We start from the raw sequence: 17,666 nt of genomic DNA, 5'->3' as shown, positions 1-17,666 counted from the left end.
GGTGCGTGAGTGCTAGAAATCGCATATGCCGCAAGGATCCTCTCAGCCCCCTCCGCACCGGGTCGCGGTGATCGTCGACGAGGGCACCAACCCCTTCGAGGTGGGCGTGGCGACCGAGCTGTTCGGGCTGCCCCGGCCCGAACTGGGGCTCGCGGGGCCGCTGTACGAGGTGACGGTGTGCGCGCCCGCGCGTGAGGTGCGGATGAACCACGGGTTCTTCACGTTGACCGGGCTGCCCGGGCTGGACGCCGTGGACGGGGCGGACACCCTCGTCGTCCCGGGGCGGCCCGACAACGTCGTCCCGCGCGCGGAGGCCGTACTGGAGGCGATCCGCCGCACGCACGCGCGTGGCGCCCGCGTCGTCAGCTTCTGCACCGGGACCTTCGCGCTCGCCGAGGCCGGGCTGCTGGACGGGCGCCGGGCCACCACCCACTGGCGCTGGGCGGACCTGTTCCGGGAGCTGCATCCGAAGGTGCTGCTGGAACCGGACGTGCTGTTCGTCGACGAGGGCGATCTGCTCACGGCGTCGGGCAGCGCGGCCGCGCTCGACCTCGGGCTGCACATCTGGCGCCGGGACCACGGCGCGGAGCTCGCGAACGCCGTCTCCCGGCGGCTGGTCTTCGCCTCGCACCGGGACGGCGGACAGCGGCAGTTCGTGGAGCGGCCCGTGCCGGACGTGCCCGACGAGTCGCTGGGACCGCTGCTGGCCTGGGCGCAGGAGCGGCTGGGCGAGCCGCTGACGGTGGCGGACCTGGCGGCCCGGGCGGCGGTGTCCCCGGCGACCCTGCACCGCCGTTTCCGCGTCCAGCTGGGCACGACCCCGCTGGGCTGGCTGACCGGGGAACGCGTCGCCCTCGCCTGCCGTCTCATCGAGCGCGGGGAGGAACGGCTGGACGTCGTCGCCGCGAGGAGCGGCCTGGGCAGCGCCGCCAACCTCCGCGCGCGCGTGCGGCGCGAGACTGGGCTCAGCCCGTCGGCCTACCGGCGGCGTTTCGGGCCGACGCCCGGGGAAGAGGTGGGGACATGAGATTCCAGGTACGCGACCGGCTCCTCGGCTTCGGCGAGGACTACTGGATCGAGGACGAGCACGGCGGCAAGGTCTTCCTCGTCGACGGCAAGGCGATGCGCCTCAGGGACACCTTCGAGCTGAAGGACACCCAGGGGCGGGTCCTGATCGACATCCACCAGAAGATGTTCGCCCTGCGCGACACCATGGTGATCGAACGGGACGGCGAGACCCTCGCCAAGATCAAACGTAAGCGCCTGTCGCTGCTGCGCCACCACTACCGGGTGACGCTCGTAGACGGCACCGAACTCGACGTCAGCGGCAAGATCCTCGACCGGGAGTTCGCCATCGAGTACGACGGTGAGCTGCTCGCCGTCATCTCACGCCGCTGGCTGCACATCCGGGACACGTACGGCGTCGACGTCGTCCGCGACGACGCGGACCCGGCGCTGCTGATTGCGGTGACGGTGTGCGTGATCCATCTGGCGGAGAAGGAACGCGAGGAGGACTGACGCCTTACGGAGCGCGGCTGAGGGCTTCCGGACGCTCGGAGGCTGAGGCCTTCCGGACGCTCGGAGTGCGTGAGCGAGGCTTCCGGCCGGCCTCAGAACGCGTGCGGGGGCTCCAGGCCCAGGACGCGGTCCTTCAGGGCCGGGAACTGCTCCCGGGTCGCCGCCACCTTCGCCGGGTCGAAGTCGACGGTGAGCACCTCCTCGCCGGCCCCCGCCTCGGCCAGCACCTCGCCCCACGGATCCACCACGATCGAGTGACCCGCCTGCGGAACTCCGGCATGCGTCCCGGCCGTTCCACAGGCGAGCACGAACGCCTGGTTCTCGACCGCCCGCGCCTGGGCCAGCAGCGTCCAGTGCGCCCGGCGGCGCTCCGGCCAGCCCGCCGGGACGACGAGGGTCTCGGCGCCGGAGTCGACGAGCGAGCGGAACAGTTCGGGGAAACGGAGGTCGTAGCAGGTGGCGACGCCGAGGGTGGTGTCGGGCAGACGGACCGTCACCAGCTCGCGTCCGGCACCCATCAGCACGGCCTCGCCCTTGTCGAAGCCGAAGCGGTGGATCTTGCGGTAGGCGGCGGCCAAGTCGCCGGAGGGTGAGAAGAGGAGGGAGGTGTTGTAGAGAGGGCCCGCAGGGTCCTGTTCGGGGATCGAGCCCGCGTGCAGCCACACGCCCGCGTCGCTCGCGGCCTTCGCCATCGCCTCGTACGTCGGCCCCTGAAGCGGCTCGGCGTCGGCGGCGAACCGCTCGTACGCGAAGGCGCCCGTGGTCCACAGCTCGGGCAGGACGACGAGATCCGCCCCGGCCTGCTCCCGTACCAGCGAGGCCACCCGACGCCGACGGGATTCGACCGATTCGCCCTCGTTCACGTCGATCTGGAGCAGAGAGGCGCGCACACTACCACCGTCCTGGCATTCGAGCCGTCCACACGGGCCTACGATCGTCACACGAAAGCACTGCCGGGGTGCCTCACAGCAGCGTAACTTAGCGTTCCAAGACACCCGCCGACAGCAGCCGCCACCTCCCACTGGCAACGCCGCCACCACCGCCCGTGTACCGACCGCCGAGGGGTCCCGTTCCGTGAGTCTGCATCCCACCCTCCAGCCCTACGCCGACGCCTGGACCCACTCCATCGAAGCCATATCCGAACTGGTGGGGCCGCTCGTGGAGGGAGAGTGGAACCGGCGCACGCCCTGCCCCGGCTGGTCGGTCCGGGACGTGGTCTCCCATGTCATGGGCCTGGACTGCGAGATGCTCGGCGACCCGCGCCCCATCCACACGCTGCCGCGGGACCTGTTCCACGTCACCAACGACCTCCAGCGCTACATGGAGATGCAGGTCGACGTCCGCCGTCACCACACGGCGCCGGAGATGACCTCCGAGCTGGAGTACGTGATCATCCGGCGCAACCGCCAGCTGCGCAACGAGTCGCGCGCCCCGGGCACCAAGGTGCGCGGTCCGCTCGGCACCGAGCTGACGCTGGAGAAGGCCATGCGGGGCCACGCGTTCAACGTGTGGGTGCACGAGCAGGACCTGCGCGCCGCGCTGGGCCGTCCCGGCAACCTCGACTCCCCCGGCGCGCACATCGCCCGGGATGTGCTCCTCGGCGAACTGCCCGCGGTGGTGGCCGAGCGGGCGAACGCGCCGCGCAGTTCGGCGATCGTCTTCGACGTGCACGGGCCGGTGGAGTTCCTGCGCACCATCAGGGTCGACATCCAGGGCCGCGGCACGCTGGAGACGGCCCCCGCGCTCGGGCCCGCCGCGACCTTCACCCTGGACTGGGAGACGTTCGTACGCCTGGCCTGCGGCCGGGTGACGCCGGAGGCGGTGGCGGACCGGGTGAAGGCGGAGGGCGATCCGGAGCTGACGGCGGCCGTCCTGCGCAACTTCGCGGTGACGCCGTAGTCCGCGTCGCTCGGTTCAGCGGTCCTCGGTGACGGAGGTGGCCACGCCGTCGGCGATGACGACCTTCGCCGCCACGCCCTTCTTGGCTGCGGTCTCCAGCTGGTCGAGGGTGCACGTGGACATCGACTGCGACATGGGGCTGCCGCAGATGCCGCCGGCGCCGTGCACGACGGTGTCGTTCGCGACGTAGAAGGCCTGCGGGGTGCCGCCCTGCTTCGGGGCGACCGTGTACTTGCCCGGGGCGAGGTAGGAGACGGTGCCGTCGTAGGTGGCGTTCACGCCCGAGCCACCGGTGCCGCCGCTGTCGACGTCGTGGCGTTCGCGGACGACGGTGGCGACGCCGTTCCTGATCGTGACGTCGGCGGTGACGGGGGCCTTCCTGGTGGCCGTCTCCAACTGGTCGAGGGTGCAGCGCGGACGGGCCTCGGAGCGGGGGCTGCCGCAGATCTTTCCGGCGCCGTGGACCTCGGTGTCGGTGGTGGTGAAGAAGGCCTGGTCGGTGCGGCCGGGGACATGGACGGTGTACTTGCCGGGGGCGAGGTAGCCGACCGTGCCGCCGGTGACGGTCGCGCTGACGCCCCGGGCGGTGCCGGAGGCGGTGGTCCGGGCGCTCGTGCCGGAGACGTGGGAGCGCTTCGAGGTCTTGGACACCTTCGAGGTCCCCTTCGACGAGGTCTTCGACGTCGACGTGTGCTGGGAGTTGCCGCCACCGGTCGTGCCACCGCTGTGCGAGGAGCCGCTCTGACACGCCGTCATCAGCAGGCCGGCCGTGATCGCGGCGGTGACGAGGGCGGCCTTGTGCAGGTGGCGGTACATCGGGGTTCCCTTCGGGAGCGTCGGAAGCGAGTACGGCGTTCGCTCGTTCGACGACTATGAGCTCCCGAAGGCCCCGCAGGTCACGCCCGTCCCCGCTTCACGACACCCCTGTCACACGCCCATGACACAGCGACACGTCGGCTGTGAAGGCCCGTTGGCATGAACCGGAGGGTCACACGGCTACGCGAACCGTCTCCACCCGGTTCACGCGGGCACGTGCACCGTCTCCACCCGGCTGGCCACCAGCCGCTCCCGCTCCCGCCGGGCGACCCGGCGCCGCAGCCGCAGGATCTGGCTGACGCCCAGCGCCTGCAGCACGAACACCGAGGAGAAGGCGATGGTGTAGTCGTCTCCGGTGGCGTCCAGGAGCACGCCGATCAGGAACAGCGTCGTCATCGAGGCGACGAAACCACCCATGTTGGTGATCCCGGAGGCCGTGCCCTGACGCTCCGGCGGGTTGGCCGGCCGCGCGAAGTCGAAGCCGATCATCGACGCCGGGCCGCACGCCCCCAGCACCGTGCAGAGCGTGACCAGCAGCCACATCGGCGCGTGCTCGCCGGGGTAGGCCAGCGTGACCGCCCACATCAGGGCCGTCGCCCCCACTGTGCCGAGCGCCAGTGGCAGCCGGGCCGTGTGGTGCCGGGCGACGATCTGGCCGTAGACCAGCCCGACGACCATGTTCGACAGGACGACCAGGGTGAGGAGTTCACCGGCCGTGGCGCGGGACAGGCCCTGCGCCCGGACCAGGAACGGCAGGCCCCACAGCAGCAGGAACACCATCGCCGGGAACTGGGTCGTGAAGTGCACCCACAGACCCAGCCGTGTCCCCGGCTCCCGCCAGGAAGCGGCGATCTGGCGTCGTACGTACGCGGCGCCCTGGTGCGGGAAGGGCTCCGGCTCGTGGCCCTCGGGGTGGTCCTTGAGGAACAGCAGCATCAGGACCAGGACGACGACACCGGCGACGGCGCTGCCCGCGAAGGCCGGCGTCCAGCCGACGGCGTGCAGCAGGCGGGCCAGGACCAGGGTGGAGACCAGGTTGCCCGCCATGCCGACCAGCCCCGCGAGCTGCGCGACCAGCGGGCCGCGGCGGACCGGGAACCAGCGGCTGCCCAGCCGCAGCACGCTGATGAACGTCATCGCGTCGCCGCAACCGAGCAGCGCTCGGGAGGCGAGGGCCGTGCCGTAGGTGGGCGAGAACGCGAAACCGAGCTGCCCCGCCGTGAACAGCACGGTGCCCAGGGCCAGCACCTTCTTGGTGCCGAGCCGGTCCACCAGCAGGCCTACCGGTATCTGCATGCCGGCGTAGACCAGCAGCTGCAGGATCGAGAAGGTCGACAGCGCCGAGGCGTTCACATGGAAGCGGTCGGCCGCGTCGAGGCCGGCCACGCCCAGGGACGTACGGAAGATGACGGCGACGAAGTAGACGGAGACGCCGATGCCCCAGACGGCGATCGCGCGCCGGCCGCCCGGAGGATCGCCCGGGAGGGTGGCCGAGGAGGAGCTCATCGCACCTCACCCCGGGCCAGGTGCGAGAACCAGCCCACATGCCGGTGGACGATCCCGACGGCCGCCTCCGCGTCCCCGGAGCGCAGCGCCTCGAGGATCTCCTCGTGCTCGACGAGGGTCTTGGCGATCCGGTCGGGGTGCGAGTGCATGATCGCGACGCCCATGCGCAGCTGGCGGTCGCGGAGCTGGTCGTAGAGACGGGAGAGGATCTCGTTGCCGCCGCTGCGGACGATCTCGGCGTGGAAGCAGCGGTCGGTGACCGCGACCCCGGCGAGGTCGCCGTCGGCGGCCTGCTGCTTCTGCCGGGCCAGCAACTCCTCGAGCCGCTCGACGAGGCCGGCCGGAGCGGGTACCGCCTTCCTCGCCGCGTGCACCTCGACCAGCAGCCGGGTCTCGACCACGTCCGCGATCTCCTGCGCGGAGACCGGCAGAACGAGGGCGCCCTTCTTCGGGTAGAGCCTGATCAGCCCTTCCACCTCCAGGCGCAGCAGCGCCTCGCGCACCGGGGTGCGCGAGACCCCGACGGCCTCGGCGAGCTCGCCCTCGGTGAGCAGGGTCCCGCCCTCGTACCGGCGCTCCAGGACGCCCTGCTTGACGTGGGTGTAGACGCGGTCGGCGGCGGGCGGTCGCTTGGCGGTCAGGGTCCCCGGGCTGCTCATGCGAACAGCATAGATACATCACGTACGCATGAGGGATCCGGTCCACCATCCGGACGGGCGTGGAGAGATCCGGGCGCACAACATGCGGACGAATCACCCGTCACGGGAACCCCACACAGCAACGGTGCAACCAACTGTGCTATTTACGTGTCTCACACGTGCGGCCCCATTCGCTCCCCATCCAACTCGGCCGCATATCAGGGGCTTTCAACCTAATCGGGGTATTTCAGTTGATTACCGCCATCACCGGCACCAAGGGCAGCCGCCTCCGCCGAGCCGCCGCGGTCACCGTCACCGCCGGCGCCGTTCTCGCGGCCGGGGCCTTCGCCGCGGCACCCGCGCAGGCCGTCACCACGCCCTCGATCGTGGCCAAGGGCGGCTACGTGATGAACAACGCGAACGGGTCGACGCTGTACACCAAGGCGGCGGACACCAAGCGTTCGACGGGCTCGACCACGAAGATCATGACCGCCAAGGTCGTGCTCGCGCAGTCGAACCTGAACCTGGACAAGAAGGTCACGATCCAGAAGGCGTACAGCGACTACGTCGTCGCCAACAACGCCTCCCAGGCCCACCTGATCGTCGGCGACAAGGTCACCGTCCGTCAGCTGCTGTACGGGCTGATGCTGCCGTCCGGCTGCGACGCCGCGTACGCGCTCGCCGACACCTACGGCTCCGGCACGACCCGGGCCGCGCGCGTGAAGTCGTTCATCGGCAAGATGAACAAGGCCGCGTCGGACCTGCACCTGACGAACACGCACTTCGACTCGTTCGACGGCATCGGCAACGGCAACAACTACTCGACGCCGCGCGACCTGACGAAGATCGCCAGCAGCGCGATGAAGAACGCCAACTTCCGCGCGGTCGTCAAGACGAAGTCGTACACGGCGAAGACGATCACGAAGACGGGCTCCACCCGCACGATGGCCGCCTGGACCAACACCAATGGCCTGCTCAGCAGCTACAGCGGCACGATCGGTGTCAAGACCGGCTCGGGTCCGGAGGCCGGCTACTGCCTGGTCTTCGCCGCGACGCGGGGCGGCAAGACGGTCATCGGCACGGTGCTGTCCTCCACGTCCATCCCGAACCGCGAGGCGGACGCGAAGAAGCTGATGAACTACGGCTTCGCCAAGCTCGGCTGACCCCGAGTCACCGTCCTGCCCGAAGGGCCCCTCGTCACTGGCGAGGGGCCCTTCACCCATGTACAGCCACCGGCAAGCGGAATCGTCGAACTTCGCTCGCACAAGTGAACATCAATACGCCAGCTGGCATATTCGATTTCCTCCGCCCTAGGTTCCGCAGCGGAGGTGGTTCACATGAACGAACCCAGCAAGCAGCCCGACGCGGGCAAGCGACAGGACGCGATCGACGTCAGCGACTTCGTGTATGCGGCGACGGGGGCCAGGATCCGACGGCTGACCATGCCGGGCGGTGCCCACTGGTTTCCGGCGGTGGATGTGTGCAAGCAGTTGGGACACACCAACCCGCAGAAAGCCCTGTCAGATCACGTCCCGGCAGAGCATCGAGACATTCTCGAGACCCTAACTGGAGGTTACGGTCTCAGCATTCCCGCAGGTAGAGAGTGGCGTCGAGACCTGAACGTCATCTCTCTCCAGGGCCTGATCCTTCTGGTCAACGCGTGCACGAAGCCCGCCTGCCTGCCCTTCAAGCAATGGGCCGCCGAAGTGATCGAGACCGTCCAGAGGGAGGGCTCCTATACCCTCGAAGAAGCCGAAGTGCAGTCCCCCGAACCCGGCGCCCCCATCGCATACGCCATGCCGGAGCAGGTCGCCGAAGCGATCGTGCGGCTGGAGGAACGCAATCTCCAGGCCGACGAACAGTTCGCAGTCACGCAGCACAAATCGCTCGCCCTGCAACAGGAGATCGTGGACACGCAGCAGAAGATCGCAGGCACACAACAGAAGATCGCCGACACCCAGCAGGAAATGCTCGATCTGCAGCGCGCCACCCTCGCCGCACAGCAGACCATCGCCCTGGCAATGGAACGCATCGCGGACCGTCTCGACATGCTGGCCTTCCAGCGTCCGGCACCGCCCACCGCCGACAGCCCCGCACCACCGACCACGGAATCCGTTCTGGCCGACTGGCGTCGAAGGCTGGCCGTGACGGAGGACGTCTGGACCGTGGCCGTTGTCATCGCACCGGTGCTCGTCGAGGAGGGTGAACTCCGGCAGCCGCTCGAAGTGATCGCCGCCCGTACGGGGTTGTCCGTGCAGCGAGTCAACGAGTGCCTGCGACTGCTGCGCAAGCACGCCTGCATCCGACCGCAGGGTGCATCCGAGGACGGGGCGCCGGTCTACGTGCTGAACTGAGCCGGGGCCGCTGAATGAACAAAGGGACGGCCGCAATCCGAAGTTGCGGCCGTCCCTACATGTTTCAACTTACCCCGCCCCGCAGGCACCTCACGCCCAGCTGATCAACCTCTTCGGCTGTTCCAGGATCGCCGCCACGTCCGCGAGGACCTTGGAGCCCAGTTCGCCGTCGACCAGGCGGTGGTCGAAGCTGAGGGCCAGGGTGGTGACCTGACGTGGCTTCACCTTGCCCTTGTGGACCCACGGCTGGAGCTTGATCGCGCCGACCGCGAGGATCGCGGACTCCCCGGGGTTGAGGATCGGCGTGCCCGTGTCGACGCCGAAGACGCCGACGTTGGTGATGGTCACCGTGCCGCCCTGCATGGCGGCCGGGGACGTCTTGCCCTCGCGGGCCGTGGAGACCAGCTCGCCCAGGGACTCGGCGAGCTGCGGCAGCGTCTTCGCGTGGGCGTCCTTGATGTTCGGGACGATCAGCCCCCGAGGAGTGGCCGCCGCGATACCCAGGTTGACGTAGTGCTTGAGGACGATCTCCTGGGAGGCCTCGTCCCAGGAGGCGTTGATGTCGGGGTTCCGCTTGATCGCCACCAGCAGGGCCTTGGCGATCAGCAGGAGCGGATTCACCCGCAGACCCGCGAACTCCTTGTCCTGCTTGAGCTCCTCCACCAGCTTCATCGTCCGCGTCACGTCCACCGTCACGAACTCCGTGACGTGCGGCGCGGTGAACGCCGACCCGACCATCGCCTGCGCGGTCATCTTGCGGACACCCTTGACGGGGATACGCGTCTCACGGGCCGTGTCGTACGTCGGCACGGGCGCGGGAGCGACCGCAGGCGCGGACGGTGCCTCCACCGCCGCTTCCGGCGCCTGCGTCGAGGCCACCGCCGCGTGGACGTCATCGCGGGTGATGATGCCGTCGGGGCCGGACGGGACCACCGTCGCGAGGTCGACGCCCAGGTCCTTGGCCAGCTTGCGCACCGGCGGCTTGGCCAGCGGCCGGGGCTTGTCGGCCGTAACGGCGGTCTCGGCGGCCGGCGCCGGCCCGCCGTGGCCGTTGAGCTCGGTCTGGACCGCCGTCGACGCCTGGGAGACCAGGACCTCCGGGCCCTTGCGCGGCCGGCGCCTGGTGGAGGACGTCGCCACGCCATAGCCCACGAGGACCGGCTGGCGGCCCGAACCCTCGGGCTTCTTCTCCTCGGCGGTCTCGGCAGGGGCGGCGGTCTCGGCCGGCGCCTGGGCGGGAACCTCGGCGGGAGCCGCACCGCCGGAGACATCCACCGCGATGATCGGCGTGCCCACGTCGACCGTGGTGCCCTCGGGGAAGTGCAGGTCGCGCACCACGCCGTCGTACGGGATGGGCAGTTCGACGGCCGCCTTGGCCGTCTCCACCTCGCACACCACCTGGCCGTCGGTGACCGTGTCGCCGGGCTGCACGTACCACTTGAGGATCTCCGCCTCGGTGAGCCCCTCGCCCACGTCCGGCATCTTGAACTCGCGTACGGACGCTTGCGTCATCGTCGTCACGACCCTCTCCTCAGTACGCCAGGGCGCGGTCGACGGCGTCGAGCACCCGGTCCAGGCCCGGCAGGTACTCCTCCTCCAGCCGGGCCGGCGGGTACGGGGCGTGGTAGCCGCCTACCCGGAGCACCGGTGCCTCCAGGTGGTAGAAGCAGCGCTCGGTGATCCGGGCGGCGATCTCCGCGCCCGAGCCGAAGAACACCGGTGCCTCGTGGACGACGACCAGCCGGCGGGTCTTCTCCACCGAGGTCTGGATCGAGTCGAAGTCCAGCGGGGAGATGGAGCGCAGGTCCAGGACCTCCAGCGACTTGCCCTCCTCGGCGGCCGCGTCGGCCACCTCCTGGCAGAGCTTCGCCATCGGGCCGTACGCGACCAGGGTCAGGTCGGTGCCCGTGCGCACGGTCCGCGCCTTGTGCAGCGGGCCGGGGATGGCCTCCGGGTCGACCTCGGCCTTGTCCCAGTACCGGCGCTTGGGCTCGAAGAAGATCACCGGATCGTCGCTCTGGATGGCCTGCTGCATCATCCAGTAGGCGTCCGAGGCGTTGGAGGGGCTGACCACCTTCAGACCCGACACGTGCGCGAACAGGGACTCCGGGGACTCGGAGTGGTGCTCGACCGCGCCGATGCCGCCGCCGTACGGGATGCGGACGACGACCGGGAGCTTGACCTTGCCCAGGGAACGCGCGTGCATCTTGGCGAGCTGGGTGACGATCTGGTCGTAGGCCGGGAAGACGAAGCCGTCGAACTGGATCTCCACGACCGGGCGGTAGCCGCGTAGCGCGAGGCCGATCGCCGTGCCGACGATGCCGGACTCGGCGAGCGGGGTGTCGATGACGCGGCTCTCGCCGAAGTCCTTCTGCAGGCCGTCCGTCACCCGGAAGACACCGCCGAGCTTGCCGACGTCCTCGCCCATGACGAGCACCTTGGGGTCCGCGTCCAGGGCGCGCCGCAGCGACTCGTTGATCGCCTTGGCCACCGCCATGGTCTTGGATGTCGACGTCCTGGATGTCACGGTCTCCGCCATGTCAGGCCCCCTCTCCGTCCGCGAACGACGCCTGGTAGGCGGCGAACTGGGCTCGCTCCTCGTCGACGAGCGCGTGCCCGTCCGCGTACACGTTCTCGAAGATGGCGAAGTGGTCCGGGTCCGGCATGGCACGGACCGCCTCGCGCACTCGTCTGCCCAACGCCTCGGACTCGGCCTCGAGTTCCGCGAAGAATCCCTCGTCCGTGTGGTTTGAGGTCTCCAGGTACCGGCGAAGCCGCAGGATCGGGTCCTTCGCCTCCCAGGCCAGCCGCTCCTCGTCGCCCCGGTAGCGGGTGGGGTCGTCGGAGGTGGTGTGCGCGCCCATCCGGTAGGTGTACGCCTCCACCAGCGTGGGTCCCTCACCGCTGCGGGCCCGCTCCAGCGCCCACTTGGTCACCGCGAGACAGGCCAGCACGTCGTTGCCGTCCACGCGGACGCCAGGGAAGCCGTAGCCCTGGGCGCGCTGGTAGAGCGGGACCCGGGTCTGCTTCTCGGTCGGCTCGGAGATCGCCCACTGGTTGTTCTGGCAGAAGAACACGACCGGTGCGTTGTAGACCGCGGAGAAGGTGAACGATTCGGCCACGTCGCCCTGGCTCGACGCACCGTCGCCGAAGTAGGCGATCACCGCGCTGTCGGCGCCGTCCTTGGCGACGCCCATCGCGTAGCCGGTGGCGTGCAGCGTCTGGGAGCCGATGACGATCGTGTAGAGGTGGAAGTTGTTGCTGTTGGGGTCCCAGCCGCCGTTGTTCACGCCGCGGAACATGCCCAGCAGGTTGGTCGGGTCGACCCCGCGGCACCAGGCGACGCCGTGCTCGCGGTAGGTCGGGAAGACGTAGTCGTCCTCGCGGGTGGCCCGGCCGGAGCCGATCTGGGCGGCCTCCTGACCCAGCAGCGAGGCCCACAGGCCGAGCTCGCCCTGGCGCTGCAGGGCGGTGGCCTCGGCGTCGAAGCGACGGGTGAGGACCATGTCGCGGTAGAGACCGCGCAGCTCTTCCGGGGTGATGCCGGCGACGTACTTGTCGTACTCGGCGTTCTTCAGGCGCTCGCCCTCGGGCGTCAGCAACTGAACGAGTTCGGGCTTGGTGCTCGGGGACTTCTTCGTCCCGGCGCTGCGTCGCGGCTTGCGCGCGGCGGCAGTGCTCTCCACGGTCACGTGTGCTCCTCCGTCGGTCCGGCCCCCGGGGTTGCCGGGTACCAGTACGGCTCACCTGTTCCGACACCCGTGCACGGGGTGGGTGCCACTCGGCCGGAACAGGCGTGACAAGGTGCCCCGGCGAGCGCCCTGCACAAGGCACGTTACCCAGTGCTCCACATCTCTGTGAAACCCCTCCTGACCTGGGATTTTGCTTGGATTTCCAAGTAAATCCCGAGAGTCCGGAACTTGTCCTGGTCACAGCCTTGCAGGGGGCCGGAACAACGGCACGTTATATCGGTGACCGAGGTCACGGGAAGGGTTTCCGTGTCGGACTTGCGCGGACACGGCATGGAAAAATCCCGATGGTGGCCCTGAAGGCCACTTCGAGCACATGGTGTGACCGAATGCGACTGCCTGTGACAACGCCCAGCTCACAGCCCCGGCTCGTGCCCTAGCATCTGCCGCGTGCCGCGCTCCTCCGTACCACCCCACGATCCTCACGCGCCCCCGTTGGGCGCTCTGTTGCGCCAGTACTCCGCCGGTTCCGCCCTCGCCTGTGAGCCCGTCGAACAGGGCCTGCTGAACCGCGGCTACCGCCTGTGCACCACCCGGGGCCGTTACTTCCTCAAGCACCACTTCGACCCCGAGACCGCCGACCCGGCCGCGATCGCCCGCCAGCACCGGGCCACCCAGCGGCTGGCGGATCTGGGCGTCCCGGTGGCGCCCCCGCTGCCCGGCAGGGACGGGCGCACGGTCGCCGTCGTCGGCGGGCGCGCGTACGCGCTGCATCCCTGGGTCGAGGGACGGCACCGGCACGGCGGCCAGCTCACCGCCGGGCAGTGCGCGCGGCTGGGGGCGCTGCTGGGGATCGTCCACGCCAGCCTGGAGCGCGTGATGCCGCCCCGTGCGCGGGCACGCGCCTCGGATCCGGCCACCCCGCATCCGCCCGCCCCGGATCCGGCCGCCTCGGATCCGGCCGCCTCGCATCCGCCCGCCCCGGACGCGCGCGCCGAGAGCGCCGACCCCGCCGACACCTTCACCCTCATCGACGACCTGCTCGGCCGGGTGCGCCGTCACCGGCCCGCCGACTCCTTCGACGAACTCGCCCGGCACCGCCTCCTGGAGCGGCGCGCGCTGCTGGAGCAGCACGCCGACCGGCGTCCCCCGCGGGGCGGCTCGGTGGGCTGGGTGCACGGCGACTTCCACCCGTTCAACCTGCTCTACAAGGGCGACGCGCCGGCCGCGATCGTCGACTGGGACCGGCTGGGGCTGCGCCCGCGCGCGGAGGAGGCCGTACGTGCCGCCGCGATCTTCTTCGTACGGCCCGCGGGCACCCTCGACCTGCCGAGGGTGCGGGCGTACGCGCGCGCGTACCGGCGTACGGCGGGCGCCACGCCCTCCCAGCTCGCGGCGGCCGTCCACCGCGTGTGGTGGGAGCGGCTCAACGACTTCTGGATGCTGCGCTGGCACTACGAACGCGGCGACACCCGAGCCGACCCCCAGTTCCCGGCGGCCTCGGCCCTCGCGGTGTGGTGGACCCGCGAGTACGACACGGTGTGCGAGGCGTTCGCCGAGTGACGGGCGGGCAGGCCAGCAGGCTTACACGCGCGTGAAGAGCCCCGTGAGCGGCACGCGTGCGGGAGCCCGTCACCGGCCCACCGCGCGCGTGGTCGTCGGGTGCGCCCGGAGTCAGCCGAGGCCGCCGAGCCCGCTGGTCGGGCCGCCGCCCGTGGGGTCCGACGTGTCCGACGGCTGGGACGTCTCGCTGGGAGTGTCCGTCGGTTCCGAGGTCGTCGGCTTGTTCGTCGGCTGGCTGCTCGGCTGGCTGGTCGCGCTCCGGGACGGCGTGTACGACGGGGTGTACGACGGCGTGTAATCCCCGGACCCGGTGTTCGTGCCCGAGCCGTCGTCCGTGGAGGTGTCGGCGGACTGGTCCGTGGACTGGTCGCTCGGTGTGTCGCTGTTGGTGTCGTCCTTGGTGGTCTGCGAGGTGGTGGGCGTATGGGAGGTCCCGGCGCCGCCCCCGTCCCCGCCGCTCTTCTGCAGGGCCAGCGCGACACCCGCCGCGATGGCGATCACCGCGAGGACGGCCAGGATCCACAGCTTGCCGCGGCCGCTGCCCCTGTTGCCGTGCCCCTCGAAGCCGCCGTCGTCCCCGCCGCCGTAGCCGCCGCCCGGCAGGATCGGCTGCGGGATCTGCGTCGTGCCGGAGCCGTCGGCCGGGTGCGGCAGCACCTGCGTGCCGGCGAAACCGGCGGCCGGGGTGTGCCGGCCGTCGTGCATGTCGACCGGCCCGGTGTTCCAGGTACCGGTGTGGCCGCCCTGGTCGTACAGCATCTGCAGCCCGTACTGGACGAGGCCGCGCATCTCCTCGGCGGTCTGGAAGCGGTCGTCCGGCTCCTTGGCCAGTGAGCGCATCACGAGGCCGTCGAGCTCCGGCGGGGACTCCCCGCCCGAGATCTGCGAGGGCGGGACGGGCACGTCCTGGACGTGCTGGTAGACCACCGACAGCGGGGTCTCGCCGACGAACGGGGGCCGCAGGGCGAGGAGTTCGTACAGCAGACAGCCGGTCGCGTACAGGTCGGAGCGGTGGTCGACGGCCTTGCCGAGCGCCTGCTCCGGGGAGAGGTACTGGGGCGTGCCCATGACCATGCCGGTCTGCGTCATCGTCGTGGACGCGCCGTGCAGGGCGCGCGCGATGCCGAAGTCCATGACCTTGACGGCGCCGTTGTGCGTGATGATGACGTTCGCCGGCTTGATGTCGCGGTGCACGATGCCGTGCTGGTGCGAGTAGGCGAGCGCCTCCAGGACGCCGGAGACGATGATCAGGGCCTGCTCGGGCCCCGGCGCCTCGGCGTTGATCAGCAGGTCGCGGATGGTGCGGCCCTCGACGATCTCCATCACGATGTACGGCACCGACTGGCCGCCCACGTAGTCCTCGCCGGAGTCGTACACGGCGACGATCGCGTGGTGGTTGAGGCCGGCCACCGACTGGGCCTCGCGGGTGAAGCGGGCCTTGGAGACCGGATCCTCCGCGAGGTCGGCGCGCAGCAGCTTCACCGCGACGGTGCGCCCCAGGCGCACGTCCTCCGCGGCGAACACCTCTGCCATGCCGCCTCGGCCGAGTCTGCGGGTCAGCCGATACCGGCCGTCCCCGACAAGCCCGCCGTTACCCCACATCTCCGGCGCATCTGACATACCGCCGCCAGTCGCCTCGGGGTCGGACGGGCCCTGAGCGCGCTGCTGCTGCTCCATCAGTCCTCGCCGTCGTTTCTGCCCGCGGTGCGCGCGGTGTTGTTACGGTCTCCGTCGGCCACGCTACAGCCTCAACGCAAGCCGCCGGTCCGAGAAGGGGACCGGAACCGGCACGAGACGGACCGGCCATGAAACCGTCTTCCGGTGTGGTCGTGCAAATTCTGTGTACCGGCCGTACAGCCTCTGTAACGCTCGCGCGACGCTTCTTTCGCGTACGGTCACGGAACGGGCACCGCGCTTGACGTGTCAGTGCCCTCGGGCAGACTTGGCCGGGAATGAGCCATTCGATCAACGACAGCCGGGCCGGCGCCTGAAGGCCCATGGGGGACGCGGAACATGAGCCAGGACGCCGCACAGGGCCGTTACGCGGGCCGGGCGCTCGCCGGCGGCCGGTATCAGCTGCGCGACTTGCTCGGCGAGGGCGGCATGGCCTCGGTGCACCTGGCGTACGACGCCACGCTGGACCGGCAGGTCGCGATCAAGACACTCCACACCGACCTCGGGCGGGAACAGGCCTTCCGCGAGCGCTTCCGCCGCGAGGCGCAGGCCGTGGCCAAGCTCACGCACACCAACATCGTCTCGGTCTTCGACACCGGCGAGGACACCCTCGACGGGATGACCACCCCGTACATCGTCATGGAGTACGTCGAGGGCCGCCCCCTCGGCTCCGTGCTCGACGAGGACGTACGGCGGTTCGGCGCGATGCCCGCCGACAAGGCGCTCAAGGTCACCGCGGACGTGCTCGCGGCGCTGGAGATCAGCCACGAGATGGGGCTGGTGCACCGCGACATCAAGCCGGGCAACGTGATGATGACCAAGCGCGGCGTGGTCAAGGTGATGGACTTCGGCATCGCGCGCGCGATGCAGTCCGGTGTGACCTCGATGACGCAGACCGGCATGGTCGTCGGCACCCCCCAGTACCTCTCGCCGGAGCAGGCCCTGGGCCGCGGCGTCGACGCCCGCTCCGACCTGTACTCGGTCGGCATCATGCTGTTCCAACTGGTCACCGGACGGCTGCCGTTCGAAGCGGACTCCCCGCTGGCCATCGCCTACGCGCACGTGCAGGAGGAACCGGTCCCGCCCTCCTCCGTCAACCGCGCGCTGCCCCCGGCCGTGGACGCGCTGGTCGCCCGCGCGCTGAAGAAGAACCCGAACGAGCGCTTCCCGAACGCCGTCGCCATGCGCGACGAGTGCCTGCGCGTGGCCGCGTCCTTCCAGGCCGCCCCGCCGAACATCGTGCCGGGCGCCCCGACGCAGAGCGGCGCAGGTGTCGGCTCCGCCGTCTTCCCTCCGGTCGACACCTCGGCGCCCGGGCCGACCGGCCCGGTCCAGACGCCGTACCAGCCGCCGACGCCGAACCCGTACTCCACGCCCGCGCCCTCACCGTCGTACGGCTATCCGCAGCAGGGCGGCTACCCGACGCCGGCCGCCTACGGCGGGCAGCCGTCCACCCCGCCGCCGTACAACATCGCGCGGCAGCCGCCCACGCCCGCGCCCCCCGGCGGCGACCGGAGCAACAAGCCGGTCGTGGTGGGCGCGGTCATCGTGTCGATCATCGCGGTCACCGGGCTGCTCGCGGCCGTGCTGCTGCACACGGGCGGCAACAAGGACAAGGGCGCGAGCGGGGGTTCCAGCGCGACCGCGTCGACGAGGCAGGTGGCGGGCTACCGCGGCCCGGACACCTCGAAGACGATCGACAAGACGGAGTGCACCGAGCCGCAGGAGTCGTACGACGAGGCGGGCAAGATCCGGGTGCCCGACTTCCGGTTCAAGTACATCGGCTCGGTCAAGGAGTGCCTGCAGGCCGCGGGCTGGCAGCTGAAGATCGACAACCTGGACGAGAACACGTACGGCCAGGGCTCGGTGATCAACCAGTTCCCCGCGGCCGGCACCGACGTCGACCCGAAGAAGGTCGAGCTCGAGCTCGCCGTGTCGACAGGCAATCCGGCGTCCTGAGCCCCGAGGTGCGAAGGGCCCGGCGGTTCGGCCGCCGGGCCCATTCCTTG

General features: G+C 70.4%; 15 protein-coding genes. 7 read left to right on the top strand and 8 right to left on the bottom strand.

What is annotated here, in order from left to right; genetic code table 11:
• Nucleotides 1-25: 25 nt before the first annotated feature.
• Complete coding sequence (locus tag ABZ453_RS37145; protein WP_359022190.1) at nucleotides 26-1,027, top strand: helix-turn-helix domain-containing protein; 1,002 nt, start codon at nucleotides 26-28, stop codon at nucleotides 1,025-1,027.
• Nucleotides 1,024-1,518, top strand: coding sequence for an LURP-one-related family protein (locus tag ABZ453_RS37140; RefSeq protein ID WP_208781505.1), 495 nt, complete (start codon nucleotides 1,024-1,026; stop codon nucleotides 1,516-1,518). The genes ABZ453_RS37145 and ABZ453_RS37140 overlap by 4 nt, the downstream gene beginning before the upstream one ends.
• Nucleotides 1,519-1,610: 92 nt before the next feature.
• Here the strand turns inward: ABZ453_RS37140 and ABZ453_RS37135 are convergent, their stop codons facing one another.
• Nucleotides 1,611-2,408 (bottom strand): carbon-nitrogen family hydrolase, encoded by a 798-nt coding sequence (locus tag ABZ453_RS37135; protein WP_359022188.1) that lies wholly within the window; start codon nucleotides 2,406-2,408, stop codon nucleotides 1,611-1,613.
• Between the two features lie 184 nt (nucleotides 2,409-2,592).
• Here ABZ453_RS37135 and ABZ453_RS37130 point away from each other — a divergent pair, with 184 nt between their 5' ends.
• The gene (locus ABZ453_RS37130; RefSeq protein ID WP_359022186.1) at nucleotides 2,593-3,417 is read left to right on the top strand and encodes a maleylpyruvate isomerase family mycothiol-dependent enzyme; all 825 of its coding nucleotides are present in this window, start codon (nucleotides 2,593-2,595) and stop codon (nucleotides 3,415-3,417) included.
• 15 nt (nucleotides 3,418-3,432) lie between these two features.
• Here the strand turns inward: ABZ453_RS37130 and ABZ453_RS37125 are convergent, their stop codons facing one another.
• The 3 genes from ABZ453_RS37125 to ABZ453_RS37115 form a co-directional block, all read right to left on the bottom strand.
• On the bottom strand, nucleotides 3,433-4,233 hold the full coding sequence (locus ABZ453_RS37125; protein ID WP_359022184.1) for a hypothetical protein: 801 nt from the start codon (nucleotides 4,231-4,233) through the stop codon (nucleotides 3,433-3,435).
• A gap of 204 nt (nucleotides 4,234-4,437) precedes the next feature.
• Entirely contained in the window at nucleotides 4,438-5,739 is a 1,302-nt protein-coding gene (locus tag ABZ453_RS37120; RefSeq protein ID WP_359022182.1) for an MFS transporter, read from the bottom strand.
• Nucleotides 5,736-6,398 carry a GntR family transcriptional regulator gene (locus ABZ453_RS37115; RefSeq protein ID WP_359022180.1) on the bottom strand — a complete coding sequence of 221 codons (663 nt, stop codon included), beginning with the start codon at nucleotides 6,396-6,398 and terminating at the stop codon, nucleotides 5,736-5,738. The genes ABZ453_RS37120 and ABZ453_RS37115 overlap by 4 nt, the downstream gene beginning before the upstream one ends.
• Nucleotides 6,399-6,628: 230 nt before the next feature.
• Between ABZ453_RS37115 and ABZ453_RS37110 the strand changes: the two genes are divergently transcribed.
• Both ABZ453_RS37110 and ABZ453_RS37105 read left to right on the top strand, forming a co-directional pair.
• Nucleotides 6,629-7,540 (top strand): D-alanyl-D-alanine carboxypeptidase, encoded by a 912-nt coding sequence (locus tag ABZ453_RS37110; RefSeq protein ID WP_359022178.1) that lies wholly within the window; start codon nucleotides 6,629-6,631, stop codon nucleotides 7,538-7,540.
• Between the two features lie 174 nt (nucleotides 7,541-7,714).
• Nucleotides 7,715-8,731: a Bro-N domain-containing protein gene (locus tag ABZ453_RS37105; RefSeq protein ID WP_359022176.1), complete on the top strand. Its 1,017-nt coding sequence runs from the start codon at nucleotides 7,715-7,717 to the stop codon at nucleotides 8,729-8,731.
• 90 nt (nucleotides 8,732-8,821) lie between these two features.
• Here ABZ453_RS37105 and ABZ453_RS37100 read toward each other — a convergent pair whose 3' ends face one another.
• Genes ABZ453_RS37100 through pdhA form a run of 3 tightly spaced genes read right to left on the bottom strand, consistent with a single transcriptional unit; the run spans nucleotide 8,822 to nucleotide 12,423 of the window.
• Nucleotides 8,822-10,252: a dihydrolipoamide acetyltransferase family protein gene (locus ABZ453_RS37100; RefSeq protein ID WP_359022174.1), complete on the bottom strand. Its 1,431-nt coding sequence runs from the start codon at nucleotides 10,250-10,252 to the stop codon at nucleotides 8,822-8,824.
• Between the two features lie 10 nt (nucleotides 10,253-10,262).
• Entirely contained in the window at nucleotides 10,263-11,270 is a 1,008-nt protein-coding gene (locus ABZ453_RS37095) for an alpha-ketoacid dehydrogenase subunit beta (protein WP_359022172.1), read from the bottom strand.
• 1 nt (nucleotide 11,271) lies between these two features.
• A complete protein-coding gene (gene pdhA, locus ABZ453_RS37090; RefSeq protein ID WP_359022170.1) occupies nucleotides 11,272-12,423 on the bottom strand; it encodes a pyruvate dehydrogenase (acetyl-transferring) E1 component subunit alpha in 1,152 nt (383 codons plus the stop codon).
• A 447-nt stretch (nucleotides 12,424-12,870) separates the two neighbouring features.
• Here pdhA and ABZ453_RS37085 point away from each other — a divergent pair, with 447 nt between their 5' ends.
• Complete coding sequence (locus ABZ453_RS37085) at nucleotides 12,871-13,983, top strand: phosphotransferase (RefSeq protein WP_359022168.1); 1,113 nt, start codon at nucleotides 12,871-12,873, stop codon at nucleotides 13,981-13,983.
• A gap of 111 nt (nucleotides 13,984-14,094) precedes the next feature.
• On the opposite strand, the gene ABZ453_RS37080 is transcribed toward ABZ453_RS37085, so the two are convergent.
• A complete protein-coding gene (locus ABZ453_RS37080; protein ID WP_359022166.1) occupies nucleotides 14,095-15,660 on the bottom strand; it encodes a protein kinase in 1,566 nt (521 codons plus the stop codon).
• Between the two features lie 336 nt (nucleotides 15,661-15,996).
• Between ABZ453_RS37080 and ABZ453_RS37075 the strand changes: the two genes are divergently transcribed.
• Nucleotides 15,997-17,616, top strand: coding sequence for a protein kinase (locus tag ABZ453_RS37075; RefSeq protein ID WP_359022164.1), 1,620 nt, complete (start codon nucleotides 15,997-15,999; stop codon nucleotides 17,614-17,616).
• Nucleotides 17,617-17,666: the final 50 nt, after the last annotated feature.

This window comes from Streptomyces sp. NPDC005799 (assembly GCF_040630525.1).
Taxonomy (GTDB): domain Bacteria; phylum Actinomycetota; class Actinomycetes; order Streptomycetales; family Streptomycetaceae; genus Streptomyces; species Streptomyces griseorubiginosus_B.
The sequence above is the reverse complement of the archived record's forward strand: the minus strand, read 5'-3'. Positions and strand labels throughout refer to the sequence as shown.